We start from the raw sequence: 26,182 nt of genomic DNA, 5'->3' as shown, positions 1-26,182 counted from the left end.
TCAGTCCTCAGCGATCCAGACGGCCGTGTCCGGCGGCAGCGCCACCGACCGGGCGGACGTGTGCACGCCCGGACCGGACTCGAGCAGCACCCGGCCGCGCGAGCGGACCAGCGCGGTGTCGGCGCCCATGTTGACCACGCAGCGGACGGTGCGCCCGCCGCCGGTGCAGCGCACGGTGAGGACGTCGCCGCGGGTGCTCACGGTGGCCTCGCCGGTGCCCAGCGCCGGGTGCTGGGCGCGGACGGCCAGCGCCTGCCGGTAGAGGTGCAGCACCGAGCCGGACTCGCGGGTCTGCCGGGAGACGGCGTGCCGCTTCCACTCCGCGGGCACCGGCAGCCACGGCTTCGCGGAGCGGTCGCGGGAGAAGCCGACGCCGGTGGTGGCGTTCCACGGCATCGGGACGCGGCAGCCGTCGCGGCCGGCGCGCTCGCCGCCGCTGCGGAAGAAGATCGGGTCCTGCTTGGCCTCGTCGGGGACGTGCGCCTGCGGCAGGCCGAGCTCGTCGCCGGCGTAGACGTAGGCCGAGCCGGGCAGGGACAGCAGCAGCAGCGCCGCGGCGCGCGCCCGGGCCAGGCCCGTCCCGCCGCCGCCGAAGCGGGTGACCATGCGGTCCTTGTCGTGGTTGCCGAGGACCCACGACACCGGCGCGCCCACCCGCCCGAAGGCCTCGAGCGCGCTGCCGATCGCCTCGGCGAAGGCCGGGGTGTCCCACGCCGACTTCAGCAGCCGGAACGACAGCGACTGGTGCAGCTCGTCGGCCCGCGAGTAGAGGGCGACCTCGTCGAGGTCGGCCAGGCAGACCTCACCGACCAGCATGGTGTCCGGGTACTCGTCGCAGACCGCCCGCCAGCGGCGCCACACGTCGTGCACCTCGGGCTGGTTCCACGTCATGGCCTGCTCGGGGCCGTGGCCGAACAGGGTGGGGGAGTACTCGCCGGGGTTGTCGCGCAGGCCGGCGTCCTTGTACAGCCCGTAGGCGACGTCGACGCGGAAGCCGCTCACCCCGCGGTCGAGCCAGAAGCGCAGGGTCCGCTCGAAGTCCTCGGCCACGACCGGGTCGCGCCAGTTGAGGTCGGGCTGCTCGGGGGCGAACAGGTGCAGGTACCAGCGGCCGTCCGGGGTGCGCGACCAGGCCGGCCCGCCGAACAGCGAGCGCCAGTTGTTCGGCGGCTCCTCCGACGGCGGCGCGAAGTGGTAGCGGGAGGCCTCGGGGCAGTCGGGGTCGGCCAGCGCCGCCTGGAACCAGGGGTGCCGGTCGGAGGTGTGGTTGGGGACGACGTCGAGCACGACGCGCAGGCCCAGCCGGCGCGCGTCGGCGACCAGCGCCTCGACGTCGGACACGTCGCCGTACTCGGGGTCCACCGCCCGGTAGTCGACGACGTCGTAGCCGCCGTCGGCGCCGCCCGAGGGGTAGTGCGGGTTGATCCACAGCGCGTCGACGCCGAGCCACGACAGGTAGGGCAGGCGGGCGCGCAGGCCGGCGAGGTCGCCGATGCCGTCCCCGTTGCCGTCGGCGAACGAGCGCAGGTAGACCTGGTAGACGACGGCCGAGCGCCACCAGGGCTGCTCCTGGGTCGCCGGCGGGGCAACGGGCCGGGACCACGGCTGCTGCGCGGCGGCGGTGCCGGCAGCGACGAGTCGAGCGGACATGCGCCCAGGATCGGCACTCCCCGTGGCCGGGTCACAGACGCTGGACACCAAAGAGTGCGGTCGTGATCGTCACGTTCCGCCGAACGCGCAGGTACGGGGCACGCAGGGTGTCCTCGCGCACAGCCCGGATGGGGGACCCCCTCCCGGGTGTTGCACCACCCGTCCCACGAGTCACGAGCCGCCGTCAGACCGGCGGCAGGGAGTACCCGCACCATGTCCAGCACCCCGGCTGACCGAGCCGCCTGCTTCCGCCACCCCCGGCACGTCTGGATCGCCAGCTGCCCCGACTGCACCGCCTGGCACCTCGCCGGCCTCCGCGCCGGCGCCGAGGACCGCCCTGCGGCGCCCCGCCCCCGCGCCACGCGCGACGGCCGGGCGACCACCGCCGCCTAGACCCGTGCACGACAGCGCCCCTCCGGCCACGAGGCCGGAGGGGCGCTGTCGTCCACGGGCTCCGCTAGACCTGCCCCTCGTTGTGCGGTTCGATGCTCGCCGACGGGTCCACGCCCTCGTCGGCCGCGGGCTGCACCGGGCCCTCGCCCGGCTCCGACCCGCTGCCCGCCGCGGTGTTGCGCGAGGCCCGGTCCGGGTCCTCCACGTCGGTCGCCGTCGGCGCCTGGCCGATCCGCTTGGCGGCGTCGCCGGTCCCGGTCTCCTCGAGGCCCTGACCCTGGGTGTCTGACTCCGACACGGTCCCTCCATCACTCGGGTGTGCGGTACGGGCCGTGCGGTACCCCCTGTGTCGGGCGGCACGCGCCGGGGGGCTGGTTCACTGCTCGTTGAGCGCTTGACGACCGACCGCTCGACGAGAGGGGCGCCCGCCCCGGGAGGAGGACCGCCGTGCACCTCGGCGTCGACAGCTTCGTGGCGGCGGTGACCGACCCGCGGACGGGCCGGCTCATCGGTCCCGAGGAGCGGATGGCCCACCTGCTCGAGGAGATCGAGCTGGCCGACCGGTCCGGGCTGTACTCCTTCGGCATCGGGGAGCACCACCGCCCCGAGTACTACGACTCCGCGCCGCCGGTCATCCTGGCCGCGGCCGCCGCCCGCACCGAGCGGATCCGGCTGGGCAGCGCCGTCGCGGTGCTGTCGGCCGCCGACCCGGTCCGGGTGTTCCAGCAGTTCGCCACCCTCGACCTCATCAGCCGCGGGCGGACCGACCTGGTCGTCGGCCGCGGGTCGTTCACCGAGGCGTTCCCGCTCTTCGGCCTGTCGCTGGCCGACTACGACGAGCTGTTCGACGAGAAGCTGGACCTGCTGCTGCGCATCCGCGAGTCCGAGCACGTCACCTGGTCCGGCCGGCACCGCCCGGCGCTCACCGGCCAGGGCGTCTACCCGCGCCCGCTGCAGGACCCGCTGCCGATCTGGGTGGGCGTGGGCGGCACCCCGACGTCGTTCGTCCGCGCCGGGCTCCTCGGCCTGCCGCTCATGGTCGCGGTCATCGGGGGCGAGCCCCGGCAGTTCGCGCCGCTGGTCGACCTCTACCGGCAGGCCGGCGCGCAGGCCGGGCACGCCCCCGAGCAGCTGCAGGTGGGCCTGCACGTGTTCGGCTACGTCGCCGACAGCACCCGGGCCGCCGCGGACACGATCTACCCCGGCTGGCACGAGATGTTCACGAAGGTCTCCCGCGAGCGCGGCTTCCGGGCGCCCACCCGCGCCCAGTTCGACGCCACCAGCGGGCCCGACGGCGCCTTCTTCACGGGCGACCCCGACACCGTGGCCGAGAAGCTGCTGCGGATCTCCGCCCAGCTCGGCGGGGTGGACCGGGTCTCCATCCAGATGACCAACCCGCGGCTGGCCCACGAGGACCTGCTGCGCGGCATCGAGCTGCTGGGCACCGAGGTCGCCCCGAAGGTCGCCGCGGGCTGACCAGGGTCGGGTCCGGGTGCGCTCTCCGGGCCTTCCCCGATGTGCCGCGGGGCCCGGCGGCGGGAGCCTGGTGCCATGACGATCCCGACCTCGTACACCGGCAACCGGCCGCCGCTGCGACGCAGCTCCACCGAGCGCATGCTCGGCGGCGTCTGCGGCGGGCTGGCCGCCTACACCGGCGTCGACGCGGTGCTGTGGCGCGCCGCCGCCGTCGCCCTGACCCTCGCCGGCGGTGCCGGCCTGGTGCTCTACGCCGTGCTGTGGGTGCTCACCCCCGCCGAGCCCCTGCCGCCCGGCGAGCAGCCGCGCCCGGTCGACCGGTTCGTCGACCGGCTGGCCGGCCGCCTCGACCGGGCGGGCTGACCCGCCCTCAGCCCGCGGGCGGGAACAGCGCCGCCAGCCCGACGCGCGAGCGCAGCCCGCGCTTGCGGTAGACGCTGCTCAGGTGGTGCTCGACGGTCTTCGGGCTGAGGAACAGCGCCGCGGCGACCTCCGCGTTCGAGGCGCCCCGCGCCGCCAGGACGGCGATCCGCGTCTCCTGCGCGGTGAGGGGCTCCTCGGGCAGCGGCCGGCGCGGGCGCGCGGTCCGCCCGGTGGCGCGCAGCTCGCCCTCGGCGCGCTGCGCCCAGGCCGTGAGGTCCAGCGCGGCGAAGGCGTCGGCCGCCGCGGCGAGCTCCGCCCGCGCCCGCGTCCGCTGACCCGAGCGGCGCAGTCTCGCTCCGAACAGCAGCCGCGTGTGCGGGGTCTCGAAGGGGTCCGGCGCGAGCGCGTGGGCGGCGAGCGCCCCCTCGAACAGCGCCGTCGCGGCGTCGTCGTCCGGGCAGGTCAGCGCCCGGCAGCGGGCCACCAGCGCGGCGGTCGGCGGCAGCGGCGACCGCGACACCCGCTCGTACTCCCCGGCGAGCTCCGCGGCCTCGGCGGCCCGGCCCAGCCCCGTCCACGCCTCGACCAGCAGCGGCGCCACGCCCAGCGGCTCGCCCAGCGCGCCGACCCCGCCGTCGGCGGCCAGCCGCCCCTCCAGCAGCCGGGCCACCGCGGCGAGGTCGCCGCGGCACAGCGCGCAGAACGCCTCGGAGAGGGTCAGGTGCGCCGCGACGGCGGCCGTGCCGGCCCGGGCGACCAGCGCCCGGGCGCGGTCCAGGTGCGCCGCCGCCTCCCCGTGCCGCCCGCGCGCCGCGGCCTCCTCCGCCAGCAGCTCCAGGGCCGGCGCGGCGTCGGCGACGTAGCCCAGCTCCTCGGCGAGCTCGACCGCCTCGCCGGCGTCGGCGTAGGCGCCCGGGTGGTCGCCCAGCAGCTCCGCCCGGCCGTGGGCGGTCATCGACAGGACGGCGACCAGCACCCCCAGGGCCCCGAGCTCCCGGGCCTCGCGCAGGCGGCGCTCCACCACGGGGACGGCGGCCGGCGGGTCGGGCAGCCAGCCCACCGCGAGGACGAGCAGCGGCAGCAGCCGGGGCTCGGCGCGCAGCCCCGGCTCGCCCTCCGCCGTCTCCAGTGCCCGGTGCAGGAGCCGCCGTCCGCGGTCGGGGTCGCCGGCGTGCAGGGCGGCGACCCCGGTGACCCACGCCGCGAGCACCCGCTGCAGGGGGTCGCCGGCGTCCGCGGCGGCCGCGATCCGCCGCGCCGTCGCCCGCATGCCCGTCACGTCACCGAGCCGGTGCTGGACGACGGCGAGGTCGGTGAGCACCCAGGCGGCGGTGCGGCCGGTGGCGAGGTCGGCGGCCGCGCGCAGCAGGTCGCCCGCGGCCGGCACCGAGCCGGTGTCCTGCTCGACCCGGCCCAGGACGTGCAGCACCTCCGCCCGTGCGGCCGCCGGCGCCGCGCCGCGCAGGACGGCGCCGGCCAGCGCCCGCGCACGGACGGCGTCCCCGCCGACGGCGGCGTCCCGGACGGCGGCCGCGAGCAGCTCCGCGGCGCGGGCGGCGTCCCCGGTCAGCGCGGCCGCGCGCTCCAGCGCCGCCGACGACGCCGCGTACCCGCGCCGCGCCCGGGCCCGGCCGGCGGCCGCGGCCAGCTCGCCGGCCAGCGCGTCGTCGGGACCGGCGGCCGCCAGCGCGCGGTGCCACACCGCGGCGAGGTCGTCGCCGGTCCGGGCGGTCCCGGCCAGCAGGCGGTGCGCCCGCCGGCGCTCGGCGGGCGTCGCCCGGCGCCACACCAGGCTGCGCAGCAGCGGGTGCCGGAACGCCAGGGCGTCCCCGTCGCGCACGACGACGCCCCGCTCCTCCGCGGCGTCCAGGGCCGCGGCCGGGTCGGTGCCCGACCGGGCCAGCGCCGCGGCGACGGCGGCGGCGCTGCCGTCGTGGGCCGCGGCCAGCAGCAGCACCGCCTCCCGCGCCCCGGCCGGCAGCCCGGCCAGCTCCGGCTCGAACGCCCCGGACAGCGCCGGGCCGACCGGCAGGTCCGCGGGCAGCGGCTCGGTGCCCGCCCGCTGCGCCGGCGACAGGGCCGCGGCCACCTCCAGCAGCGCGAGCGGGACCCCGCCGACCCGGCCGGCCAGCCGGCGCGCCACAGCGGGTGCGACGGTCCCGGCCAGCAGCGTGCGGGCGTCGTCGGCGGGCAGGGCGGTCACCGGGAGCACCTCGGCGCCGGGCAGCGGGCCGGCCCCCGGCCGCCGCGCCACCAGCACCGCGACCCGGTCCCCGTGCACCCGGCGTGCGGCGAACAGCAGCGCGGCCGCGGACTCCGCGTCGGCCCACTGCAGGTCGTCGACCAGGACGAGCACCGGCGCGGCCGCCGCGGCAGCGGCCAGCAGCGAGAGGGTCCCGGCCGCGACCAGGTGCCGCTCGCCCGGGACGTCGGCCGGCCCCCAGCCCAGCGCCGCGGCGAGCGCGGCCGCCTGGCCCGGCGGGACCTCCGGCAGCAGGGGGCGCAGCGGGCCGAGCAGCTCCAGCAGGACGGCCTGCGGCAGCGTCGCCTCGGACTCGATCCCGCGGGCGCGCAGCACCGTGCACCCGGCGGCCCGCGCAGCTGCGGCCTCCAGCAGGGCGGTCTTGCCGATGCCGGCCTCGCCCTCGACGACGAGCAGGCCCGGCCGGCCCGCGCGGGCGTCGTCGAGGAGCCGGTCGACGCGCGCGAGCTCCGCCGCCCGGCCCACCAGGTCGCGGGTTTCCCCCGACGCGAGGGCGCCGCCGCCGGCCGGAGGCTCGTCCGGCAGCCGCTCCGAGGGAGGACGCCATGACCCCGACCCCGACCCCGACCCCGACCCCGACCCCGACCCCGACCCCGACCCCGACCCCGGCCCCGAGTCCGGCCCGTCGGCCGTCGCCGACCGGCGCCCGGCTGCGGTGGATGGCCTGCTGGTTCGGGGCGCCGCTGGACCCCCGGCTGCTGCCCTGGCGGACACCGCGCTGACCCCCCCCGCTCAGCCGGCCGGCACGGCGGGGGCGGGCAGGATGCCCCGGCGCTGCGCCTCGAGGACCGCGGTCAGCCGGTCGTGGACACCGAGCTTCCGGTACAGCCGCGCGGCGTGCGTGGTGACCGTGCGGGTCGAGCAGCCCAGCCGGTGCGCCGTCGCGGTCGCCGTCAGCCCCTCGGCCAGGCACAGCAGGACCGCCGTCTCCCGGCACGTGAGGCCCGCCGCGCGGGCGTGCGCGCCGCCGTCCCCGTCGCCGTCCTGCCAGGCCCGCACCGTCCGCACGTGCCGGTCCAGCGCCCGCAGCACCGGCGCGACGCCGTCGAGCAGCTCGAGGTCGGCCGCGGTGAAGTCGCGGCGGGGCCGGCCGAAGGCGAAGCCGCAGACCTCGGCCGGCCCGCCCCGCAGGGGCAGGCTGACCAGCTGGTCCCAGCCGCACACCGAGGCGATGACGCCCCGGGCGGGGGACCGGCGCCAGCTCTGCCAGCCGCCGGCCGCCTCCTGCGCCGTCGCGGGCGTGAGGTCCCCGGCCGCGACGGCGGTCAGCAGGGGGTGCGCCGAGCGCATGCGGTGCGTGGCGTCGACCAGCAGCTCGAGCTGGTCACCGGCGAGGCCGGTGGCGGTGATCTCCGTGGCGCCGGTGCGCCAGTCGGTGCGCTGCAGCACCGCGGCGGGCGCCTCCAGGCGGGGGCACAGGACGGCGAACACGGGGCCGGCGGGCAGCTGCGGGCCGACCATGCCGTCGAGCAGGCCCACCACCAGGTCGGTGAGCTCCCGGACCACAGGCTCCATCGCCGGCCTCCGACGATCCCGCGGGCCCCCGCCGGTCCCGCGTCGGTCGCGTGTGCAGCCCTCTGTGCAGGACGAGCGTGGCCGCTCCCGCGGGTCGGCGTCAACGGAGATCCCCGCGCCGTCAAGGGGGCGCCGCACCCCGGCGCATACGCACAAGTGCGTACAGACGGTGCCGATCGGCCGTCCCTAGCGTCCGTGCCGCACCTACGGACCGAATACCAGGGGGAACCGTGTCTCTCCTCGTGCTGCACCTGCGGTGGAACGACGTCGAGCCGGCGCAGTACGAGGTGCTGCGCCGCGCCCTGCCGGAGGACGTCGACCGGCCGCCGCACTGCCTGTCCCGCCGGCACGTCCGGCAGCCCCGGTCGGTGATGGTCTACGAGGTGTGGGAGGACGCCCGGGCCGCCGAGGACGAGCTGGCCCGCATCCGCGCCCTGGTCGACGCCGGCCCCGAGCAGCCGCAGCGCGTCGTGTTCGTGCTGCCGGACGTGTTCGCCGCGGGCTTCCCCCGCCGGCCCGCCCGCCCGGCGGCCGCGCCGGAGGCCGTCGGCGCGCCGGTCGTCCCGGCGCCGCGGCAGCCGGACTCCCCCGTCACGGTGCCGACGGCCTGAGCGCCGGGACCTCCGCCGGGGGCCGCCCCCGCAGGTGCTCGGCGAACCAGGCGTCGGTCCGGGCCCAGGCGTCGGCCGCGGCGGCGGGGTCCGGCCGGATCCGCAGCGCGTCCCGCAGCAGGGGGCGCAGCACCCGCGGGCCGACCGGGGCGTCGTGCAGGAAGCCGTGGCCGGCGCCCGGGTACTCGCGGACGTCGTGCCGGACGCCGACCCGGGTCAGCACCGTCGCGAGCTCCGCGGCGGTGCCGCGCAGGCCCGGGTCGCGGCCGCCGTAGCCGGCCACCACGGGGCAGGCGCCGAGCAGCGCGGTGTGCGGGTCCCGCGGCAGCCGCGCGTAGAACACCGCCGCGGCGTCGAAGCCGCGGGCCGCCAGGTGCAGCGCCAGCCCGCCGCCGACGCTGGACCCCAGCACGCCGACCCGGCCGGTGCAGTCCGGTCGCGCGGCCAGGTGGGCGCGGGCCGCCTCGGCGTCGGCGAACGGGCGCCCCCCGCCGGCGTCCACCGCGCGGAACGTCGGGACCAGGGCCCGCCGCGCGCCGCCGTCGGTGAACAGGTCCGGCACGAGCGTCAGGCAGCCGGCGGCGGCCATCCGCTGCGCCTGCCGCCGCACCACGCCGTCGACGCCGAAGGCCTCGTGCAGCAGCACCACACCGGGCCACGGCCCCGGGCCGTCGGGCACGGCGAGCAGCCCGCGCAGCCCCGGCGTCCCGCCCGGACCCGGGGGGATCGCGACGCCGGTCAGGGTGATCCGCTGGGCGTCGGTCACGGGCGGCCTCCCCCGGTGCTGCGGTCGGTGCCCGCCGATGCTGGCAGACGGGAGGACGGCAGGGGCTTGGCGCGCGCCGCCGGGTGTGAGGCAATCCCGGGCATGACGCGCGCGATCGTGGTCGGCGGCGGGGTCGCGGGGCCGGTGACGGCCATGGCGCTGCAGCGGGTGGGGATCGAGGCGACGGTGCACGAGGCCCACCCGGCTCCCGAGGGGGACGTGGGGACCTGGCTCGGCGTGCAGGTCAACGGGCTGGACGCGCTGCGCGCCGTCGGCGCCGAGGACGCCGTCCGGGCGGCGGGGTTCCCCACGCACACCATCGAGTTCCGCAGCGGGACCGGCCGGGTCCTGGGCTCGTCCACCACCGGGGACACGGAGGGACGGCGCGACGCGGGCATCTCGGTGAAGCGCTCGGACCTCTACCGGACCCTGCACGCGGAGGCGCTCCGGCGGGGCGTGGAGATCCGCTACCGCTCCTGCCTGACCGGGGCGGAGGACACCGCCGCCGGGGTCACCGCGGAGTTCGCCGACGGCCGCACGGAGACCGCGGACCTGCTCGTCGGCGCGGACGGCGTGCGGTCGGCGGTGCGGCCGCTGGTCGCCCCGGACGCCCCGCCGCCCCGGTTCGTGCCCGTGCTGGTCACCGCCGGGTACTCCTCGCACGTGCCGGCCGACGCCGAGGTGGGCCGGCTGACCATGGTCTTCGGCCGCCGCTGCTTCGCCGGGTACCTCGCCGCGCCGGACGGCGGCACGTGGTGGTTCGCCAACCCGCCGCTCACCCGGGAGCCGGCCGACGGCGAGGTCGCCGGCACGCCCGACCCGCGGTGGCGGGCGCTGCTCTACGACCTGCTCCGCGGCGACCGGTCGCCGCTGGTGGACCTGGTGGAGGCCACCCCCGGGCCGCTGCGCGGATGGACGACGCACGACGTGCCCACCGTGCCCCGCTGGTCCCGCGGCCGCACCGTGCTGGTCGGCGACGCCGCGCACGCGACCTCGCCGGCCTCGGGCCAGGGCTCGTCGCTGGCCATGGAGGACGCCGTCGTCCTCGCCGCGTGCCTGCGCGACCTGCCGCTCGACGACGCCCTGCGCGCCTTCGAGGAGCGGCGGCGGGCGCGCGCGGAGCGGGTGGTCGCCCAGGGCTTCCGCCGGAGCAGCGCGAAGCCGCCGCCGGCCGTGGGCCGCGCCGTCCGCGACGCCGTCCTGCCGCTGGTGCTGCGCCGCCACGACCCGGCGGCGTGGGTGCGGACCCACCGGGTCGAGCCGCTCGTCGGGACCGGGTGACCGCCGTCACCCGCTCGGGCCGGCGTCGTTGAGCCCGGCGACCTGCCCCCGGCCCCGATGGAGTGGTCCGTGCGCCGACTGCTGACCGTCCTGCTCGCCGCGCTCGCCGGCGTCCTGCTCGTCGTCCCCCCGGCCTCGGCCGCGCCCCCGGGGCCGCTGCGCTACGTCGCGCTCGGCGACTCCTACAGCGCGGCCTCCGGCGTGCTGCCCCCGGACCCCACCGCCGCGCCGCAGTGCCTGCGCTCCACCCGCAACTACCCGCACCTGATCGCGCAGGCGACCGGCGCGCAGCTGACCGACGTCACCTGCGGCGGCGCGGACACCTCGGACCTCACCACCGCGCAGCACCCCGGCGTGCCGCCCCAGCTCCAGGCGCTGTCCCCGGACACCCAGCTGGTCACCATGACCATCGGCGGCAACGACAGCGGTGTGTTCATCGAGTCGATCCTGCGCTGCGGCACCGCCGGGCTGCTGACGCTGGGCCGCGGCAGCCCGTGCCGCGACACCTACGGCACCTCGTTCGAGGACACCGTCCGCACCACCACCTACCCGGCGCTGGTGCAGGCGCTGTCGGCGGTGCGCGAGGCCGCGCCGCGGGCCCGGGTCGCGATCCTCGGTTACCCCGCCATCCTCCCACCGACCGGCGGCTGCTTCGACCGGATGCCGATCGCCGAGGGCGACGTCCCCTACCTGCACTCCCTGCAGACCACGCTCGACGACGCCGTCCGGCGCGCGGCCGCGGCCACGGGTGTCACCTACGTCGACCTGTCCCGCGCCTCGGCCGGGCACGACGCCTGTCAGCCGATCGGCGTCCGCTGGGTCGAGCCGGTGCTGCAGGGCACCAACGCGGTGGTCGTGCACCCGAACGCGCTCGGCGAGGCGGAGATGGCCGCCCGGGTGATGTCGGTGCTGCGCCTGGGCTGACCCGGCTCCCGCACCCCGCCGGCGGCGTGGCGCGCCGCCGGCGGGGTACGGGCGGGACACCACCAGACCGGAGGAGGACCGATGAGCGAGACCGACCCGACCCCGCAGGCCGGCCCGGAGGACGAGGGCTCGCACGCGAGCGTCGGCCCGGACGTCGCCCACGCCGGCGGCGGTCGCACCGAGGGCGAGACCTCGGTCGACGACGCGATGGGCGCGGAGGCCGACCCGCCGCGCTGAGCCGCCCGCGGTGGGTCGGGCGCCGACGGAGGGGCCCGTCCACCGGGCGGGCCGGGGCGGGGACGGGGACGGGGACGTGGACGTGCGCAGGCTGGTGATGGGCGACTGGACGCCCGTGCTGAGGGACGGCATCGACGTCCTGCGGCTGGTGCTGCTCGTGGGCGGGCTCGCCTACGCGGCGGCGGGGCGGGCGGGGGACGCGGCGGTCCTGCTGTTCCTGGGGGCGGTCACGGTCCTGGCGCGGCTGGTCGACCTGCCGCGGGTGTACGACCTCGCGCTGACCCTGGGGATGGTCCTGCAGGGGTTCGGCGAGACGCTGGGCCTCTACGACCGGTTCGTCCGCTTCGACGACCTGGTGCACGTCACGCTGCCGATGCTGACCGCGCCCGTCGTCTACATCGCGCTCGCCCGCCTCGACGTCGTCCCCGACCCCCGCGACGAGACCCACCTGCGCCACTACGTCGGGATCGCGGTCGTCACGACGGCCCTCGGCGTCACGATCGGGGCGCTGTGGGAGGTGTACGAGTGGCGGTCCGACGCGTGGTTCGGCACGCGTCTGTCGGAGGGCAACGACGACACCAACGGCGACCTCGTCCGCGACACCCTCGGCTCCCTGGTCGGTGCGGCGCTGCTGGTGGCGTGGGCCCGCTTCGGCTGGGGGTCGGTCCGCCGGATCCCGGGGGTGAACACCCACGAGGAGGTCAGTGCCTGAGCGGCACCCGTGCACCGTGCTCACCCGCCGGCGGCTGCTCCTGGCGGCGGGCCGGGTCGCCGGGGCGGCCCTCCTGACCGGCTGCGCGGTCCGGCTCCCCGGCGCACCCGGCGTACCCGGCGCCGAGGGGGCCGCTGTCCTGACCGCACGCCCGACCGCGCCACCGGACCTCCCGCCGCCGCCACCGGGCACCTCCGCGCTGGGCCTGGAGGAGGCGCGCGACCCCCTGCTGCACGTCCCGGCCGCCGGGGTCCCCGGCCCGGCGCCGCTCGTCGTCGTCCTGCACGGCGCGGGGGGTGACGCCGCCGCCGGGCTCGGGCTGCTGCAGTCCCTCGCCGACGAGCGCGGCCTGGTGCTGCTCGCCCCGGCCTCCCGGGGCTCGACCTGGGACGCCGTCCTGCGCGGCTACGGGCCCGACGTCGCCGGGATCGACCGTGCGCTGACCGCCGTCCTCCGGCGGGTGCCGGTCGACGCCGGCCGGGTGGCCGTCGCCGGCTTCTCCGACGGCGCGTCCTACGCGCTCGGGCTGGGGCTGGCCAACGGCCTGCTGTTCCGGCGGGTCGTCGCCTTCTCACCGGGGTTCGTGCCCCCGGCGGCGCGCACCGGGCGGCCGCCGGTCTTCGTGTCCCACGGGACCGCCGACGACGTCCTGCCGGTCGAGCGGACCAGCCGCGAGATCGTCCCCGCGCTCCGCGACGACGGGTACGACGTCACCTACCGCGAGTTCGCCGGCGGTCACGTCGTCCCGCCCGAGGTCGCCCGGGAGGCGGTCGACCGGCTCGGCGGGACCGGCGACTGACCGGCCGTCAGCCGACCTCCCCGGCGAGCCGGCGGAGCGGGCCGGACCAGGCCCCGGGGTGGGTCCAGACGAAGCTGTGCGCCCCCGGCACGGACGCGAACCGGCCGTCCCGGGCCAGCCGGCACAGCGCGCGGGCCCACTCCGCGGTGCACAGCAGGTCGTCCGCGCCGTGCAGCACGAGCACCGGGACGGCCAGCCGGGGGACGACGTCCTCGAGCCGGTCGGCCAGGTGGGCCCGGACGGCGTGCAGGACCCGGCGCGTGCCGGCCCGCTGCCGTTCCGGCCGGTGGGCCTCGTCGAGGTCCGGCGGCTCCCGCCGGTGGTTGCGGTACCAGGCCCGCAGCACCCCGCCGAGGCTGCGGAACGCCGGGTCGACCGTCGGACTGGCCAGGACCAGGCCCCGCACGCCGGCCGGGCGGTGGAGCGCGGCCCGTGCCGCGACCTGGGTGCCGCCGGAGTGTCCGACCAGCACCACGCGGTCCAGTCCCGCGCCGGCGAGCCAGGCCACCAGCGCGTCCCCGAACTCGGCGACGTCCAGCTCGTGCGGCGGCTCCCCGCTGCCCGAGAAGCCCGGCAGCTCCACCAGGTGCGCCCGCGTCCACGCCCCGAGCGCGCGCAGGGCGGGGACGAGGTAGTCGCTCACGCCGATGCCCTGCACCAGCACCACCTCGGCGACGCCGTCGCGCGGCGTGCCCGCCGAGCGGCTGTGCATCCGCCCGAGCGGGGTCTCCCGGTCGGCCGGGAGGAGGTCGGTCGACAGCTGGCACCCCCGGTGGCCGGACGGCGTGCGCGAGGACTCGGCGCGGTCGCGGACCAGTGTGACCGCGCCCCCTCCCGCGTGCGCGACGTGCGGGCGGCTGGTTGGCTCGCGGCAGGCGGCCCAGCAGGCCGGCCGCCGGGGTCGGGGAGTGGAGACCACCGTGGCCAGGACCATCGCAGGGATGTCCAAGCAGACGGCGGCGCGGGCGCTCGGCGGCGCCGGCATGGCGTTCGGGGCGGTCAGCGTCCTCGCCCCGCGGGCGGTCGCCGCGGGGTACGGCGTCCCCCCGACGCCGCAGGGGCTGCAGCTGCAGCGGCTGTTCGGCAGCCGCGCGCTGGCCCTCTCGGTGGCGGGGTTGACGGCGCGGACCCAGGAGGAGGTGGACCGGGGGCTGCTGCTGGTCGCCACGGCGAACCTCCTCGACGTCCTCACCGCGCTGGTCGCGGCCCGCGGCTCGGGCCGGTCGACCACGGTGCGGGCGGTGGCCAGCTCGGTCGTCTACGGCGGGGCCGCGCTGGCGGTGCGGGCGATGGAGCCCTGACCGGGGGAGCGGGCAAGCCGCTGCCCGACGTCGTCGCCCCTGGCCTCGACGTCCTGTTCTGCGGGATTAACCCGTCGCTGCTGTCGGCCGAGCGCGGCCACCACTTCGCCCGCCCGGGCAACCGGTTCTGGCCCGCACTGCACCTGGCCGGGCTCACGCCCCGTCGGCTGACGCCGGAGGAGGACCGCGAGCTGCCCCGCTACGGGCTGGGGGTGACCAACCTCGTCGACCGGCCCACGCGGACGGCGGCCGAGCTCACCCCGGAGGAGCTGCGGGCGGGCGCGGCGGCGCTGGCCGGCCTGGTCGCGCGCTGCCGGCCGCGGGTGCTGGCGGTCCTCGGGCTCACGGCCTGGCGGCTCGCCACCGGCGCGCCCCGCGCGGGCTGGGGCCGCCAGCCGGTGTCGGTCGGTGGCGCCGAGACCTGGGTGCTGCCCAACCCGAGCGGGCTGAACGCGCACTTCCAGCTGCCCGACCTCGCCCGCCTGTACGCCGGGCTGCGGCCGCCCGGCGGCTAGGCGACCGGGTCGGCGGTGCGGGTCTCCGCGGCGAGCCTGCCCACCATGGCCACCGCCTCGCCGCGGTCGAGGACCGCGCCCTCGGCCAGCGCGGTGTCGTACTCGACCTCGTCGAGGGCCTCGCGGGTGGCGGTGACGTAGCGCTGCCCGTCGACCGGGTCCATCCGCAGCGGGTCGTAGCCGACCTGTCGGGCGACGGCCTGCACCGCGCCGAGCAGCACCGCGGCGGTGCGGGGCCGGCCCGACGCGGTGACCGCGCCGACGGCGGCCAGCAGCCCGGCGAGGGTGCCGGTGGCGTCGCCCTCGCGGTGGGTCAGCTCGACCATCGCCCACAGGTCGGCCAGCGCCTCCGCGGCCCGGCCGACGTCGGTGAGCGCCTTCGCCCGGATCCACAGCACCGACGAGTGCGCCCACGAGTGGCCCAGCCGCAGCGCGAGCCGCTCGGCGCGGCCGAGGTGCTCCAGCGCGCCGTCGAGGTCGCCGGCGGCCCGCGAGAACTGGCCGAGGGTCATGGCGATCTCGACCTGCACCCACTCGATGCCCGACGCCTGCGCCAGCGCCAGGCCGCGGGCGATGTCCGCCCCGACCTCGCCGTCGGGGTCGGGCTGGCCGAGCAGCGCCCGCACGAAGCCGCGCAGCACCAGGGCGAGGGGCAGCACCGGGTCGGCGTCGTCGGCGGTCCCGGCGATCTCGCTGGTCCGCGCCCACAGCGAGGGCACGTCGCCGGACAGGTAGGCCAGCAGCGCGTCGGCGAGCAGCGCGCCACTGCGGACGCCGGCCGGCGCGCCGGGGGTGGCGTCCAGCGCGGCGGCCAGCCAGCGGCGGCCCTCCTGCACGTGGCCGCGGCGGTACCAGTACCAGCCCAGTGCCCCGCCGATCCGCAGCGCCGCCTCGCCCTGCCCGGTGGCCAGCGCGTGCCCGAGCGCCGCCCGCAGCGCCGGCTGCTCGGCGTCGAGCCGGCGGGCGCTCCCGGTCCACAGCGGGCTGCGCAGCGTCGGCTCCAGCCGCTCGGTGAGCGCGACGGCGAAGCCGGTCAGCCGGTCGCGCAGCCGCCGGGACGCCGGCTCGTCCAGCGCCTGCTCGGCGTACTGCCGCAGCGTCTCGAGCATCCGGTAGCGCCCGGCCGCGTGGTCGAGCTCGACCAGCGACTTGGCCACCAGCACCCGCAGCAGCTCCAGTGCCCGGCCGTCGACCTCCGGTCCGGCCACCGCCTCGACCAGGTCCGGGCCGAAGGTGCCGGGCAGCACCGAGACGGCCTGGAAGACGGCCAGCTCGGCGGGGGTGAGCAGGTCGACGCTCCACTGGACGGTGGCCGCGAGCGTGCGCTGGTGCGGCACGGCGGTGCGCCAGCCGCCCGACAGCAGGGCGAACCGGTCGTCGACCCGGCCGGCGACCTCGGCCAGCGGGAGGGTGGTGAGGCAGGCGGCGGCCAGCTCCACGGCCAGCGGCAGGCCGTCGAGGGCGGCCACCAGCTCCCGGACGTGGGCCAGGTCCTCCGCGGAGGGGTCGGCCAGGTGCGGGGCGGCCAGCCGGGCGCGGTCGAGGAACAGCCGCTCGGCGTCGCTGCCGGGAGCGTCGGCGGGCATCGGGCCGCAGGGCAGCACCGCCTCACCCGGCAGCCCGAGCGGCTCGCGGGAGGTGGCCAGCACCCGCAGCTCGGGGCAGCGGGGGAGCAGGGCGGCGCACACCGCGGCTGCGGCGTCGACGACGTGCTCGCAGTTGTCCAGGACCAGCAGCAGCGGGCGGTCCTCCAGGGCGGTGGCGACGGCGCCCAGCGGGTCCCCGCCCGCCAGCGTCACGCCCAGCACGGTGGCCACCTGCCCGGCGACCAGCTCGGGGTCCTCGACGCCGGCCAGCTCGACCAGCGCGGCCGGCGGCGACCCGGCCGGCCGGCGGCGCGCGGCCTCCAGCGCCAGCCGCGTCTTGCCGCTGCCGCCGGGCCCGACCAGGGTGACCAGCCGCTGCCCGGACAGCGCGGCGGCCAGCCGGGCGAGCTCGGCGCCGCGGCCGACGAAGGCGGTGAGCGGGACCGGCAGGGGGCCCGGGGCGCGCACCGCCGGCGCCGGGGGAGCCGGCGCGGGCTCCGGCACGGGGGCGGGCGCCGCGGCGGGCACCGGGACGGGCCCGGCCAGCGCCGGGTCCTGGCGCAGGATCTGCTCGTACAGCGACTGCAGCGGCCGGCCCGGGTCGACGCCCAGCCCGTCGGCGAGCAGCCGGCGGCCCTCGTCGTAGACCTCCAGCGCCTCGGCCTGCCGGCCGCTGCGGTACAGCGCCAGCATCAGCGAGGCGCGCAGGCCCTCGCGCAGCGGCTCGGCGCGGAGCAGCTCCCGGACGTCGTCGACGATCTCGGCGTGCCGGCCCAGCCGCAGGTCGAGCTCGGCGGCCAGTTCCCGGGCGGCCAGCCGCAGCTGCTCGAGCCGCTCGGACTCCTCGGCGGCGAAGGTGGCCGCGACGTCGGCGTAGGCCGGGCCGCGCCACAGCGCCAGCCCCTCGGCCACCGTCGCCCGGGCGCCCTCGGCGTCCCCGCGGGCGGCGAGGTCGCGGGCGGTGCGCAGCAGCTGGACGAACCGGACGGCGTCGACGTCCTCGGGGGCGACCTCGAGCCGGTAGCCGGGCTCCCGGGTGACCAGCAGCGTCCAGCGGCCGCCGGTGACGTCGGGCTCCAGCTCCCGGCGCAGCCGGGACACGATCGACTGCAGGGTGGCCGACACGGCGGTGGGCGGCTGGCCGCTCCACACGCGGTCGACGAGCAGGTCGACGGGGACGGTGCGCCCGGCGTCGACCAGCAGCGCGGCCAGGACGGCGCGGTGGCGCGGGGACTGCGGGGCGAGGAGCTGCCCGTCGCGCCAGACCTCCACGGGTCCGAGCACGCGGTACGAGGTGGCGGTCATCGCCGGGCAGGGTAGGGGCCCGGACACGCCCGCGGGGGCGCCCGCGACGCCGCGTGACCTGCCGGTGACCTCCCGGTCGCGGCCGTGACCTGCTGCCCAAGCGGCCGCCAAGGGCGCACCAAGGACCGCCGACGACCCTCCGGGTGCACCGACCCCCGCACCTGGAGAAGCCCCGTGAGCACCCTGTCCGTCCCCTCCACGCCCGCGGCCCGCGCCGCGGACCCGCGGCCGGCCGTCCTGCCGCCCGACCTGACCGCCGCCCTGCGTGCCCGCCTCTCGGCGGCGGCCGTGCTGGCCGACGGGGCGGTGGTGCGGGCGGCGGAGGACGCCGACGTCGTGGCCGCGCTGCGGCTGGCCGGCCGGCACGGGGTGGCCGTGGCCGTCCGTGGGCCCGGCCGCACCGGCGCCGGCGCCCGCGCGCTGCAGGTGGACCCCGCGGGGCTCGCGGGGGTGCGCGTGTCGCCCGCCGGCTGGGCGCGGGTCGGCGCCGGCGTGCGCTGGCGGGACCTGGCCGCGGTGGCCGCCCGGCACGGGCTGACCCCGATCACCGGGTCCTCGGCCGCCGAGCGGGTCGCGGACACGGTCACCGGCGGCGGCGTCGGCCCGCTGGCCCGGACCTACGGCCTGGCCGGGGACCGGGTGCGGGCGATGGAGGTGGTCACCGGCGACGGCGTGCTGCGCCGGGTCACCCCCGCCGACGGCGCCGACCTGTACTGGGGCGTCCGCGGCGGCGGCGAGGCGCTCGGCGTCGTCACCGCCGTGGAGCTGGAGCTGCTGGCCGCCGGGCCGCGCTACGGCGGCGAGCTGCGCTGGCCCGCGGCCGACGGCGCGCGGGTGGCGGAGGCGTGGCGGGCCTGGTCGGTGGCGCTGCCGCCGCAGGCGGGCACCTCGCTGGTGCTCACCCGGCCGGCGCGGGGCGAGGGGACGGTGGCCGTCCGGTTCGCCTGGACCGGCGAGGCCGACGACGGCGACGGGCTGCTGGACGTCCTGCGCGCGGCCGCACCGCCCGGGGCCGCCGACCTGGCGCCGCGCGGACCGGCGGGCCTGGCCACGCCCGCGCTCGGGGCGGGGGTGGAGTCCTCGCTGCTGCTCGACCGCCTCTCCGACGGCGCGGTCGCGGAGCTGGTGCGCGCGGCCGGCGGGAGCCGGCCGCGCACGGTCGAGGTGCGGCTGCTCGGCGGCGCGCTCGGCTGGGTGCCGCAGCGGCCCAGCGCCGTCTGCCACCGGGACGCGCGGCTGGCGGTGCGGGTCGTCGGCGGCGCCGGCGCCGAGGACCGGGCGGCCACCCGTGCCTGCGCCGAGGAGCTGGCCGCCGCGCTCGGCGGCGACCTCGGCGGCCGCGCGCCCGCGCACGGCTGGGGGGCGGCGCCCGACGTGCTGGCCCGCACCCCGACGCCCGCCGTCCGGGACCGGCTGGCGGCGCTGGCCGCGGCGACCGACCCGCACCGCATCCTCGAGGGCGCGGCGGGCCAGCGAGCGTGACCGGCGGGGCGGGGAGGCCGGGCCTCCCCGCCCCGGTCGGTCAGCGGGTCCCGGGCCGCGCGGGCGTCCCGGCGTTGAACACCTGCAGCGTGTAGGCGTCGAAGCGCCGCAGCCAGCTGCGGAGGGTGCGGCGGGGGGTCGTGCTCGTGCTCGTGGTCGTGCTCGTGGTCGTGCTCATGGCGTCTCCTCGAGGTGGGTCCGGGGGGACGTCGTCGTCCGTCGGCCGCGGGTGCGGCCGTCTCCCACGGTCCCCGCCGCGCGTGAAGCCCAGGTGAACGCGGGCCGTGACGCTCGTCGCGTCAGGCCGGCCGCCCGGACAGCGACCGCCGCACCGGCTCCGACGGGCGCAGCACGACCTCGAGACCGCGCCACGCCGCCGCCTCGAGGACGTCGGCGACGAGCTCGCGGCCGGAGGCCGACAGGGCGGTCACCGAGCGGGCGTCGACGACGTCGACGCGCACCGGCTCCGGGCCGTAGCAGCGCCAGAACGCCTCGACGGCGTCCGCGTCGACGACCCCGGCCAGGCAGAGGACCCGCCCGGCGGAGGAGTTGAGCAGGCGGACCACCCCGCGGCGGGCGGCTGCGGTCGGGGGCACCCGCCCAGTGTGCCGCCCGGGACGGCTACCGGCCCGCGCCCGCCGGCTCCGCCGTCGCGCCCGGCGCCGGCTCGGAGGTGAAGTCGGCCTGCCACAGGTCGGGGCCGAAGACCTCGTACTGGACGTCGCGGGCGGGCACGCCGCGGTCGATCAGGCTGCTGCGGACCGCGCGCATGAACGGCAGGGGCCCGCAGAGGTAGTACGCGGCGCCCTCGGGCAGGTCGACCTCGTCGAGGTCCATCGTCCCGTCGTGCACGCCGTCGACGGGCAGCGAGGTCTGCGCGCCCCGCTCGAACCAGACGTGCGCCGTGGCGTCCGGCAGCGTGCGGAGGTCCTCGAGGACCTGGTGACGCAGCGCGAAGGACTCCTCGTCCAGGTCGGCGTGCAGCAGCGTGACGGGCAGCGAGGAGCCCGCCGCGGCCAGGTGGGACAGCATCCCGGCCATCGGGGTGATCCCGATGCCGGCGCTGGCGAAGACGACCGGGCGGCCGGAGTCGTCGAGGACGACGTCGCCGAAGGGCGCCGACAGCGTCAGCCGGTCACCGACCTGCACCCGGTCGCACAGGTGGTTGGAGACCTCGCCGTCGGGCTTGTCCCCGCCGCGCACCCGCTTGACCGAGAACTGGCGGTGCTCGCCGTCGTCGGCGCGGGTGAGGCTGTACTGGCGCGGCTGGCGCACGCCGTCGGGGAGCGGCACCTGGACGGTGACGTACTGGCCGGGCAGCGACGTCTTGACCAGCCGGTGGTCGATCCGCCGCACCCGGAACGTGACGACGTCGGGGGTCTCCTCGACCTTCTCGGCGACCTCCCAGTCCCGCCACACCGTCTCCGGGCGCACCCCCCGGGCGCTGTAGAGACCGCGCTCCTGGTGGATCAGCGCGTAGGCCATCAGCCAGTAGACCTCGTCCCAGGCCGCGGCCACCTCGGGGGTGACCGCGTCGCCGAGCACGTCGACGATCGCCCAGAACAGGTGCTCGTGGACGACGTCGTACTGGGCGGGGGTGATCCCGAGCGAGACGTGCTTGTGCGCGATGCGCGACAGCAGCTGCTCGGGGAGCTGCTCCGGCGTCTTCACCAGAGTGCTGGCGAACACGGCGACGGAGCCGGCCAGCGCGACCTGCTGTTCCCCGGTGGCCTGGTTGCCGCGGTTGAAGACCCCGTCGAACAGCTCGGGGTGGGCGCCGAACAAGTGCCCGTAGAAGCGCCGGGCGATCTCCTGGATGTGGTCGGCGACCACGGGCAGGGTCGCCTCGATCACGGGACGGGAGCGGTCAGACAGCATGCGGTCCTCCTCGGCCGGCCGACGGGCGCGGTGACCTGCTGGGTCCCCGTGTCCGTGCCCGCCCGTCGTCGCCGTCCGCGGGGCAGGGGTGCCCCCACCGGCGCCCCTGCGACCGACCCTGCCAGGAGCGGGTCCGGAAATCGACCGGAGCGGTGCCGCGGAGGGCTAGCCGCCGTCCGGAGGGCTCGCTAGTGTGCGCCAGGTCACACGGCCGAGCGGACGGCCCACGGGGGGCGACTGTGGACATTCCTGCGATGCGCGCGAACTTCGCCAAGGCCGCGGCTGCCGGCGACGAGGCGCCGCTGTGGTTCTACTCCCACCTGTTCCTCGCCCATCCCGAGACCCGGCAGATGTTCCCGGTCTCGATGGCGCACCAGCGCGACCGGCTCTTCGCCGCGCTCGGCGAGGTGGTGGGGCGGGTCGACGACCTCGACTCCCTCGTGCCGATCCTGCAGCAGCTGGGGCGCGACCACCGCAAGTTCGGGACGGTGGCCGAGCACTACCCCGCGGTGGGAGCGAGCCTGCTCGCCACGCTGCAGCACTTCGACGAGAACTGGAACGACGCGCTGGCCGCGGACTGGGCGGCGGCCTACGAGCTGGTCGCCTCGGTGATGGTCGCGGCCGCCGACGAGATGGCCGACGAGCCGCCGTGGTGGGACGCCGAGGTCGTGGCGCACGAGCGGCGCACCGTCGACACCGCCGTGCTGCGGCTGCGGACGAAGATCCCGCTGTCCTACCGTCCCGGGGAGTCGATCTCGCTGGAGACCGAGCTGCGGCCGCGGCTGTGGCGCTACTACTCGCCGGCCAACGCCTGCCGGCCCGACGGCGAGATGGAGATCCACGCGCGGGCCCAGGCCGGCGGGCCGGTCAGCACCGCCCTCGTGCGGCAGGTCGACGTCGGGGACGTGCTGCGGCTCGGGCCCCCGGTGGACCACCTGCGCTTCGATGCCGACTCCGACCGCGACCTGCTGCTGGTGGCGGGGGGCACGGGGCTGGCGCCGCTCAAGGCGATCGTCGACCACGTCGCCCGGAACGGCACGCCCCGGCGGGTGGACCTGTTCGTCGGCGTCCGCGCCGAGAGCGACCTGTACGACCGGGCGGACCTGGAGCGGCTCGAGCGGGAGAACCCCTGGCTCACCGTGACCGTCGCCGTCTCCGAGGACGGGAACTCGCAGTGGGCGCACGGCGACGTCGGCGAGGTGGTGGCGCGCTCCGGGCCGTGGGGCAGTCGCGAGGCCTACGTCGCCGGTCCCCGGGCGATGGTCGACGACACCGTCGAGCGGTTGCTGCGGCACGGCCTGCCCCGGGACCGCATCCGCACCGAGGTGTTCGCCCCCAGCCGTCCCGGACCCGATGTCGATGGAGAGGTGACGTCATGACGACCGAGCAGGTGGCCTCCAACGGCCGGCGGCTGACGCCCGCGGACGTGCGCGAGGTGCGGTTCGCCCGGTCGTCGATGCTGCACCCCGGCTACAGCGACGCCGAGGTCGACCGGTTCCTGGACCGGGTGGGCGAGGAGCTGGCCCGCCTGCACGCGGAGAAGGCCGAGTTGCGCGGCCGGGTGCAGGAGCTGCAGGCCCAGGTGGGCGAGGAGAAGCCCCGGGAGGAGCCGACGGCGCAGGCGGTGAGCCTGCTCGCGGTCGCCCAGCAGACCGCCGACCAGTACGTGGCGGAGGCGGAGACGTTCAGCCGGGTGATGGTCAGCGAGGCGCAGCAGCAGTACGACGAGCAGCTGCAGTCCGCGCGCGAGAAGGTCGGCGCGATGATCCAGGCCGCCCACGAGGCCGCGGCCCGGATCGTCGCCGAGGGCGGCGCACCGGCCGCCGCGGGGGACGCCCGCACCGCCGAGGAGCTGCAGGAGCAGGTCGCCTACCTGCAGGCGTTCGGCCAGGCGTGCCGGACGCAGCTGCGGTCCTACCTGGAGGCGCTGATCGGCGAGGTGGAGCGGGCCTGGGGCCACGCCGACCCGACGGCCGTGCCGGTGCTGGACTCCAGGGCCCCGGTGACCCGGCCGGCCCCGCCACCCAGGGCCCCGGCGGCCGGGGCCGGGCCCGCCCCGGCCCAGGAACCACCCACGGTCGAGGCCGCCGCGGTGCTGCTCGGCGAGCAGTCGCTGGGGCCCGGGTCCGCCGACGGCGCACCCGCCCAGGTGGCCGCGGAGGGTGCCGGCGACCGGTCCTGACCCCCGCGCGGTCCGCGGGACCGTCGGCCCGGTCGGGGAGACTGCGGCGGTGGACCGGGTCCTGCTGCGCCGCCGCGGGGACGCGGTGGCGGTGCACGAGGCCGACGGCGCCGTCGCCGAGGTCCCCGCGGACGGGCTCGCGGCGCTGGTGCGGGAGCGCGAGCGGGCCGGCGTCCGGTGGGTCTGGGACGACACCACCCGCTGGTACCCGGCGCTGCTGGCCGCCGGTGTCCGCGTGGCGCGCTGCGCCGACCTGCGGCTGTGCGCCGCCGTGCTGCGCGGCTCCCCGCACGCCGGTCCCGGGCCGGCGGCGGACCCGGGCTGGGCGGCGCTGGAGCCGGTGACCGCGGACGACCCGGCGCTGTTCCACCTGGCCGACCCCGCCGACGCGCTCGACCCGGTCGCCGAGGACCGCCGCCAGCAGGCCGTGCTCGCCGCCTCCCCGCAGCGCGCGCGACTGGGCCTGCTGCTGGCCGCCGAGTCCTCGGGCGCGCTGGCCGCCTCGGAGATGACGCACGCCGGGATGCCGTGGCGGGCCGACGCCCACGACGCGCTGCTCACCGGGCTGCTCGGCCCGCGCCCGCCCGCGGGCCTGCGGCCGGCGGTGCTGGAGGCGCTGGCGGGGGAGGTCCGCGCCGCGCTCGGCGCCCCCGAGCTCAACCCGGACTCCCCGGCGGCGCTGCTGCAAGCGCTGCAGGTCGCGGGGCTGCCGGTCGAGGACACCCGGTCGTGGACGCTGGAGCGGGTCGAGCACCCGGTCGTCGCGCCGCTGCTGGAGTACAAGCGGCTGGCCCGGCTGCTGGCGGCCAACGGCTGGAGCTGGCTGGACGCCTGGGTGCGCGGCGGGCGGTTCCGGCCGGTCTACCTCCCCGGTGGGGTGGTCACCGGGCGGTGGGCGTCGTCGGGCGGGGGCGCGCTGTCGGTGCCGGTGCAGGTGCGCCCGGCCGCGGTCGCCGACGACGGGTGGGTCCTGGTGGTCGCCGACGTCGCCCAGCTCGAGCCGCGGGTGCTCGCCGGCCTGAGCGCCGACACCGCGCTGGCCGCCGCGGCCCGCTCGCGGGACCTGTACGCCGGGATGGTCGACGCCGGGGTGGTGGCCACCCGCGCCGAGGCCAAGGTCGGGGTGCTGGGGGCGCTCTACGGCGGGACCCGCGGCGAGAGCGGGCGGATGGTGCCGCGGCTGGCCCGCCGCTACCCGCGGGCGATCGGGCTGGTGGAGGAGGCGGCGCGGGCGGGGGAGCGCGGCGCGGTCGTGTCCACACTGCTCGGCCGGGGCTCCCCGCCGCCGGGCGCCGCGTGGGCCGAGCGCGACGCCGACCTCGGCGAGGCGCCCGAGCCCCGCGGCCGCGACTCCGACCGCGCCCGCCGCGCGTGGGGGCGGTTCACCCGCAACTTCGTCGTGCAGGGCACCGGCGCGGAGTGGGCGCTGTGCTGGCTGGCCGACCTGCGCAACCGGCTCTGGCAGCTGGGGGAGGGGCGGCTGGAGGAGCGGCCGCACCTGGCGTTCTTCCTGCACGACGAGGTCGTCGTCCACGCCCCGGCCGACCTCGCCGACGACGTCGTCGCAGAGGTCCGGGCCGCCGCGGCCACGGCCGGGCGGCTGCTGTTCGGGGAGTTCCCGCTCGACTTCCCGCTCGACGTCGCGGTCGTGCGGTCCTGGGCCGACGCGGGCTGAGCCGGCCGCGTGACGGGGCGCGCGGCGGGCAGGGGTCCGGGGTCGTCGTCCCCAGAGGTCCCGTGTCCGACGGGGGCCGAGCGTCAGGCGGGGGCGGAGGTCTCGAGCAGGCGCCGCAGCGCCTCCTCGAAGTACTCCTCGTAGAGGTCGCGCACGAGGTCGGTGCGGTCCTCGGCGACGGCGGCGTTCACCCGCCGGACGTAGTGCTCGTGCAGCGTGGTCATCGTGGTGTCCACGGCGGTCTCCCTGGAGGTCGGCTGCCTCCAGTGTCCGCCGGTCCGGGCGGCGGGGTCGCAGGCCGGACTGCTCGTTCGGTCACACGCGCGGCCCTCCCGCCCCGCCCGCCGCGGTGGCAGGGTGGGTCCGCCCCGGACAGCGCCGTCCGCCCCGCCCGCACCCGAGGAGCCCCACCGTGGACCGCGACCTCTACGGCACCGACGGCACCGACCCCGAGGAGGCCACCGGCCTGCTCGAGGTCGAGGACACCCTCGAGGACCCCCGCCGCCCGCGCGACCTGGACACCGGCTGGTCGCCGCCGGAGCGGCCCTGGGGGGTGGCCGACTGGGGCACCACCGAGCGGGAGGAGGCCACCGGCGAGAGCCTCGCCGGGCGGCTCGCCCGGGAGCTGCCGGACCGGTCCTGGGACGACGCCGACGGCGACGGCCTCGGTGACCTCACCGGCGGCGACGGCGAGCTGCTCGACGACGAGGTCGGCGACGCCCGCGCGGGCCGGCTGGCCGAGGTCGGCGACGACGGCGTCGTCGACAGGGAGGACGAGCTGCTGGGCGAGGACCTCGGCATCGACGGCGGGGCGGCGTCGGCCGAGGAGGCGGCGGTGCACCTGGTGCGCCGCGGCGACGACTAGTCCCGGACCCGGGGGTCGAGGCGGGCCGCCAGGACCTCCTCGGGCAGGACCGCCTGCTCGGTGGAGCCGCGGCCGAGCTCCCGGCCGCTCGCGTCGACGGCCCGGCACGCGCAGGTCAGCCGGTTGCCGCGGACCGCGGTGCAGCGGGCGGTCACCCGGACGCGGTCGCCCACCCACGCCGGCGCCCGGTGCTCGACCGACACCGCGGTGCCCACGCCGGCCTCGCCCGGCTCGAGGTGGCCGAGCAGCAGCTTCCGCCCCGCCTCCTCGAAGTGCTTGGCCATCGCGTAGGTGGCGTAGACCGGGTGCACCGGGCCGAGCTCGTCGAAGTGCACGGTCATCGCCGCGGTGACGACGACGTCGAGGACCGCGGTCTCGCCGACGGCGACCGGGCGCACGGCCG

At 78.4% G+C, this 26,182-nt stretch carries 27 protein-coding genes; 15 read left to right on the top strand and 12 right to left on the bottom strand.

Annotated elements, in window-relative coordinates:
* Nucleotides 1-1,650 (bottom strand): glycoside hydrolase family 13 protein, encoded by a 1,650-nt coding sequence (locus tag ACI8AK_RS14090; RefSeq protein ID WP_456956729.1) that lies wholly within the window; start codon nucleotides 1,648-1,650, stop codon nucleotides 1-3.
* Nucleotides 1,651-2,107: 457 nt separating this feature from the next.
* Complete coding sequence (locus ACI8AK_RS14085; protein WP_387993057.1) at nucleotides 2,108-2,341, bottom strand: hypothetical protein; 234 nt, start codon at nucleotides 2,339-2,341, stop codon at nucleotides 2,108-2,110.
* A 149-nt stretch (nucleotides 2,342-2,490) separates the two neighbouring features.
* Between ACI8AK_RS14085 and ACI8AK_RS14080 the strand changes: the two genes are divergently transcribed.
* Nucleotides 2,491-3,519 carry an LLM class flavin-dependent oxidoreductase gene (locus ACI8AK_RS14080; protein WP_387993055.1) on the top strand — a complete coding sequence of 343 codons (1,029 nt, stop codon included), beginning with the start codon at nucleotides 2,491-2,493 and terminating at the stop codon, nucleotides 3,517-3,519.
* Between the two features lie 75 nt (nucleotides 3,520-3,594).
* The gene (locus ACI8AK_RS14075; RefSeq protein ID WP_387993053.1) at nucleotides 3,595-3,882 is read left to right on the top strand and encodes a PspC domain-containing protein; all 288 of its coding nucleotides are present in this window, start codon (nucleotides 3,595-3,597) and stop codon (nucleotides 3,880-3,882) included.
* A gap of 7 nt (nucleotides 3,883-3,889) precedes the next feature.
* On the opposite strand, the gene ACI8AK_RS14070 is transcribed toward ACI8AK_RS14075, so the two are convergent.
* Together ACI8AK_RS14070 and ACI8AK_RS14065 are read right to left on the bottom strand one after the other, a co-directional pair.
* Nucleotides 3,890-6,610 carry an AAA family ATPase gene (locus tag ACI8AK_RS14070; RefSeq protein WP_456956727.1) on the bottom strand — a complete coding sequence of 907 codons (2,721 nt, stop codon included), beginning with the start codon at nucleotides 6,608-6,610 and terminating at the stop codon, nucleotides 3,890-3,892.
* 267 nt (nucleotides 6,611-6,877) lie between these two features.
* The gene (locus ACI8AK_RS14065; protein ID WP_387988853.1) at nucleotides 6,878-7,660 is read right to left on the bottom strand and encodes a helix-turn-helix transcriptional regulator; all 783 of its coding nucleotides are present in this window, start codon (nucleotides 7,658-7,660) and stop codon (nucleotides 6,878-6,880) included.
* Between the two features lie 230 nt (nucleotides 7,661-7,890).
* On the opposite strand from ACI8AK_RS14065, the gene ACI8AK_RS14060 reads away from it, so the two are divergent.
* Nucleotides 7,891-8,271 carry a hypothetical protein gene (locus ACI8AK_RS14060; RefSeq protein ID WP_387988854.1) on the top strand — a complete coding sequence of 127 codons (381 nt, stop codon included), beginning with the start codon at nucleotides 7,891-7,893 and terminating at the stop codon, nucleotides 8,269-8,271.
* On the opposite strand, the gene ACI8AK_RS14055 is transcribed toward ACI8AK_RS14060, so the two are convergent.
* A complete protein-coding gene (locus ACI8AK_RS14055) occupies nucleotides 8,252-9,037 on the bottom strand; it encodes a dienelactone hydrolase family protein (RefSeq protein ID WP_456902177.1) in 786 nt (261 codons plus the stop codon). The two genes, ACI8AK_RS14060 and ACI8AK_RS14055, sit on opposite strands and share 20 nt — an antisense overlap.
* Nucleotides 9,038-9,139: 102 nt before the next feature.
* Here ACI8AK_RS14055 and ACI8AK_RS14050 point away from each other — a divergent pair, with 102 nt between their 5' ends.
* The 5 genes from ACI8AK_RS14050 to ACI8AK_RS14030 all read left to right on the top strand — a co-directional run bounded on the left by ACI8AK_RS14050 (nucleotide 9,140) and on the right by ACI8AK_RS14030 (nucleotide 12,990).
* A complete protein-coding gene (locus ACI8AK_RS14050; protein ID WP_456956725.1) occupies nucleotides 9,140-10,318 on the top strand; it encodes an FAD-dependent monooxygenase in 1,179 nt (392 codons plus the stop codon).
* Between the two features lie 69 nt (nucleotides 10,319-10,387).
* A complete protein-coding gene (locus tag ACI8AK_RS14045; RefSeq protein WP_387988857.1) occupies nucleotides 10,388-11,242 on the top strand; it encodes an SGNH/GDSL hydrolase family protein in 855 nt (284 codons plus the stop codon).
* Between the two features lie 81 nt (nucleotides 11,243-11,323).
* Complete coding sequence (locus ACI8AK_RS14040; RefSeq protein WP_456902178.1) at nucleotides 11,324-11,479, top strand: hypothetical protein; 156 nt, start codon at nucleotides 11,324-11,326, stop codon at nucleotides 11,477-11,479.
* A gap of 76 nt (nucleotides 11,480-11,555) precedes the next feature.
* Nucleotides 11,556-12,191: a hypothetical protein gene (locus ACI8AK_RS14035; protein WP_456956723.1), complete on the top strand. Its 636-nt coding sequence runs from the start codon at nucleotides 11,556-11,558 to the stop codon at nucleotides 12,189-12,191.
* Nucleotides 12,184-12,990 (top strand): alpha/beta hydrolase, encoded by an 807-nt coding sequence (locus ACI8AK_RS14030; RefSeq protein ID WP_456956721.1) that lies wholly within the window; start codon nucleotides 12,184-12,186, stop codon nucleotides 12,988-12,990. Before ACI8AK_RS14035 ends, ACI8AK_RS14030 begins: the two co-directional genes overlap by 8 nt.
* A gap of 7 nt (nucleotides 12,991-12,997) precedes the next feature.
* Here ACI8AK_RS14030 and ACI8AK_RS14025 read toward each other — a convergent pair whose 3' ends face one another.
* A complete protein-coding gene (locus tag ACI8AK_RS14025) occupies nucleotides 12,998-13,924 on the bottom strand; it encodes an alpha/beta fold hydrolase (protein WP_387988861.1) in 927 nt (308 codons plus the stop codon).
* A 7-nt stretch (nucleotides 13,925-13,931) separates the two neighbouring features.
* Between ACI8AK_RS14025 and ACI8AK_RS14020 the strand changes: the two genes are divergently transcribed.
* Both ACI8AK_RS14020 and mug read left to right on the top strand, forming a co-directional pair.
* The gene (locus ACI8AK_RS14020; RefSeq protein ID WP_387989016.1) at nucleotides 13,932-14,291 is read left to right on the top strand and encodes a hypothetical protein; all 360 of its coding nucleotides are present in this window, start codon (nucleotides 13,932-13,934) and stop codon (nucleotides 14,289-14,291) included.
* Nucleotides 14,288-14,806: a G/U mismatch-specific DNA glycosylase gene (mug, locus tag ACI8AK_RS14015; RefSeq protein WP_456956786.1), complete on the top strand. Its 519-nt coding sequence runs from the start codon at nucleotides 14,288-14,290 to the stop codon at nucleotides 14,804-14,806. The genes ACI8AK_RS14020 and mug overlap by 4 nt, the downstream gene beginning before the upstream one ends.
* On the opposite strand, the gene ACI8AK_RS14010 is transcribed toward mug, so the two are convergent.
* Complete coding sequence (locus ACI8AK_RS14010; RefSeq protein WP_387988862.1) at nucleotides 14,803-17,697, bottom strand: BTAD domain-containing putative transcriptional regulator; 2,895 nt, start codon at nucleotides 17,695-17,697, stop codon at nucleotides 14,803-14,805. The two genes, mug and ACI8AK_RS14010, sit on opposite strands and share 4 nt — an antisense overlap.
* Nucleotides 17,698-17,871: 174 nt before the next feature.
* Between ACI8AK_RS14010 and ACI8AK_RS14005 the strand changes: the two genes are divergently transcribed.
* Nucleotides 17,872-19,179 carry an FAD-binding oxidoreductase gene (locus ACI8AK_RS14005; protein WP_456956719.1) on the top strand — a complete coding sequence of 436 codons (1,308 nt, stop codon included), beginning with the start codon at nucleotides 17,872-17,874 and terminating at the stop codon, nucleotides 19,177-19,179.
* A 40-nt stretch (nucleotides 19,180-19,219) separates the two neighbouring features.
* Here the strand turns inward: ACI8AK_RS14005 and ACI8AK_RS14000 are convergent, their stop codons facing one another.
* The 3 genes from ACI8AK_RS14000 to ACI8AK_RS13990 form a co-directional block, all read right to left on the bottom strand.
* A complete protein-coding gene (locus tag ACI8AK_RS14000; RefSeq protein WP_456956717.1) occupies nucleotides 19,220-19,357 on the bottom strand; it encodes a hypothetical protein in 138 nt (45 codons plus the stop codon).
* A 121-nt stretch (nucleotides 19,358-19,478) separates the two neighbouring features.
* Entirely contained in the window at nucleotides 19,479-19,775 is a 297-nt protein-coding gene (locus ACI8AK_RS13995; RefSeq protein WP_387988865.1) for a hypothetical protein, read from the bottom strand.
* 25 nt (nucleotides 19,776-19,800) lie between these two features.
* Nucleotides 19,801-21,057, bottom strand: coding sequence for an FAD-binding oxidoreductase (locus tag ACI8AK_RS13990; RefSeq protein ID WP_456956715.1), 1,257 nt, complete (start codon nucleotides 21,055-21,057; stop codon nucleotides 19,801-19,803).
* A 254-nt stretch (nucleotides 21,058-21,311) separates the two neighbouring features.
* On the opposite strand from ACI8AK_RS13990, the gene ACI8AK_RS13985 reads away from it, so the two are divergent.
* The 3 genes from ACI8AK_RS13985 to ACI8AK_RS13975 are packed head-to-tail and all read left to right on the top strand — an operon-like array spanning nucleotide 21,312 to nucleotide 24,914.
* Nucleotides 21,312-22,436: a globin domain-containing protein gene (locus ACI8AK_RS13985; RefSeq protein ID WP_456956713.1), complete on the top strand. Its 1,125-nt coding sequence runs from the start codon at nucleotides 21,312-21,314 to the stop codon at nucleotides 22,434-22,436.
* A complete protein-coding gene (locus ACI8AK_RS13980; protein ID WP_387988868.1) occupies nucleotides 22,433-23,239 on the top strand; it encodes a DivIVA domain-containing protein in 807 nt (268 codons plus the stop codon). The genes ACI8AK_RS13985 and ACI8AK_RS13980 overlap by 4 nt, the downstream gene beginning before the upstream one ends.
* A 49-nt stretch (nucleotides 23,240-23,288) precedes the next feature.
* Nucleotides 23,289-24,914, top strand: coding sequence for a bifunctional 3'-5' exonuclease/DNA polymerase (locus ACI8AK_RS13975; protein WP_456956711.1), 1,626 nt, complete (start codon nucleotides 23,289-23,291; stop codon nucleotides 24,912-24,914).
* A gap of 83 nt (nucleotides 24,915-24,997) precedes the next feature.
* Here the strand turns inward: ACI8AK_RS13975 and ACI8AK_RS13970 are convergent, their stop codons facing one another.
* A complete protein-coding gene (locus ACI8AK_RS13970; protein WP_387988870.1) occupies nucleotides 24,998-25,150 on the bottom strand; it encodes a hypothetical protein in 153 nt (50 codons plus the stop codon).
* A 176-nt stretch (nucleotides 25,151-25,326) separates the two neighbouring features.
* Between ACI8AK_RS13970 and ACI8AK_RS13965 the strand changes: the two genes are divergently transcribed.
* The gene (locus tag ACI8AK_RS13965; protein ID WP_456956709.1) at nucleotides 25,327-25,779 is read left to right on the top strand and encodes a DUF5709 domain-containing protein; all 453 of its coding nucleotides are present in this window, start codon (nucleotides 25,327-25,329) and stop codon (nucleotides 25,777-25,779) included.
* Here ACI8AK_RS13965 and ACI8AK_RS13960 read toward each other — a convergent pair.
* The gene (locus ACI8AK_RS13960; protein ID WP_387988872.1) at nucleotides 25,776-26,177 is read right to left on the bottom strand and encodes a thioesterase family protein; all 402 of its coding nucleotides are present in this window, start codon (nucleotides 26,175-26,177) and stop codon (nucleotides 25,776-25,778) included. The two genes, ACI8AK_RS13965 and ACI8AK_RS13960, sit on opposite strands and share 4 nt — an antisense overlap.
* Nucleotides 26,178-26,182: the final 5 nt, after the last annotated feature.

Source organism: Geodermatophilus sp. SYSU D00867, assembly GCF_054050315.1.
The sequence above is the reverse complement of the archived record's forward strand: the minus strand, read 5'-3'. Positions and strand labels throughout refer to the sequence as shown.

Excerpts from the sequence above, each read along its gene's own strand:
- ACI8AK_RS13980 (WP_387988868.1), top strand. The coding sequence starts at position 22,433 with ATGACGACCGAGCAGGTGGCCTCCAACGGCCGGCGGCTGACGCCCGCG.
- ACI8AK_RS14040 (WP_456902178.1), top strand. The coding sequence starts at position 11,324 with ATGAGCGAGACCGACCCGACCCCGCAGGCCGGCCCGGAGGACGAGGGC.
- ACI8AK_RS13990 (WP_456956715.1), bottom strand. The coding sequence starts at position 21,057 with ATGCTGTCTGACCGCTCCCGTCCCGTGATCGAGGCGACCCTGCCCGTG.
- ACI8AK_RS14025 (WP_387988861.1), bottom strand. The coding sequence starts at position 13,924 with ATGGTCCTGGCCACGGTGGTCTCCACTCCCCGACCCCGGCGGCCGGCC.
- ACI8AK_RS14065 (WP_387988853.1), bottom strand. The coding sequence starts at position 7,660 with ATGGAGCCTGTGGTCCGGGAGCTCACCGACCTGGTGGTGGGCCTGCTC.
- ACI8AK_RS14050 (WP_456956725.1), top strand. The coding sequence starts at position 9,140 with ATGACGCGCGCGATCGTGGTCGGCGGCGGGGTCGCGGGGCCGGTGACG.
- ACI8AK_RS14010 (WP_387988862.1), bottom strand. The coding sequence starts at position 17,697 with ATGACCGCCACCTCGTACCGCGTGCTCGGACCCGTGGAGGTCTGGCGC.
- ACI8AK_RS14090 (WP_456956729.1), bottom strand. The coding sequence starts at position 1,650 with ATGTCCGCTCGACTCGTCGCTGCCGGCACCGCCGCCGCGCAGCAGCCG.
- ACI8AK_RS14020 (WP_387989016.1), top strand. The coding sequence starts at position 13,932 with ATGTCCAAGCAGACGGCGGCGCGGGCGCTCGGCGGCGCCGGCATGGCG.
- ACI8AK_RS14000 (WP_456956717.1), bottom strand. The coding sequence starts at position 19,357 with ATGAGCACGACCACGAGCACGACCACGAGCACGAGCACGACCCCCCGC.
- ACI8AK_RS13985 (WP_456956713.1), top strand. The coding sequence starts at position 21,312 with ATGCGCGCGAACTTCGCCAAGGCCGCGGCTGCCGGCGACGAGGCGCCG.
- ACI8AK_RS14075 (WP_387993053.1), top strand. The coding sequence starts at position 3,595 with ATGACGATCCCGACCTCGTACACCGGCAACCGGCCGCCGCTGCGACGC.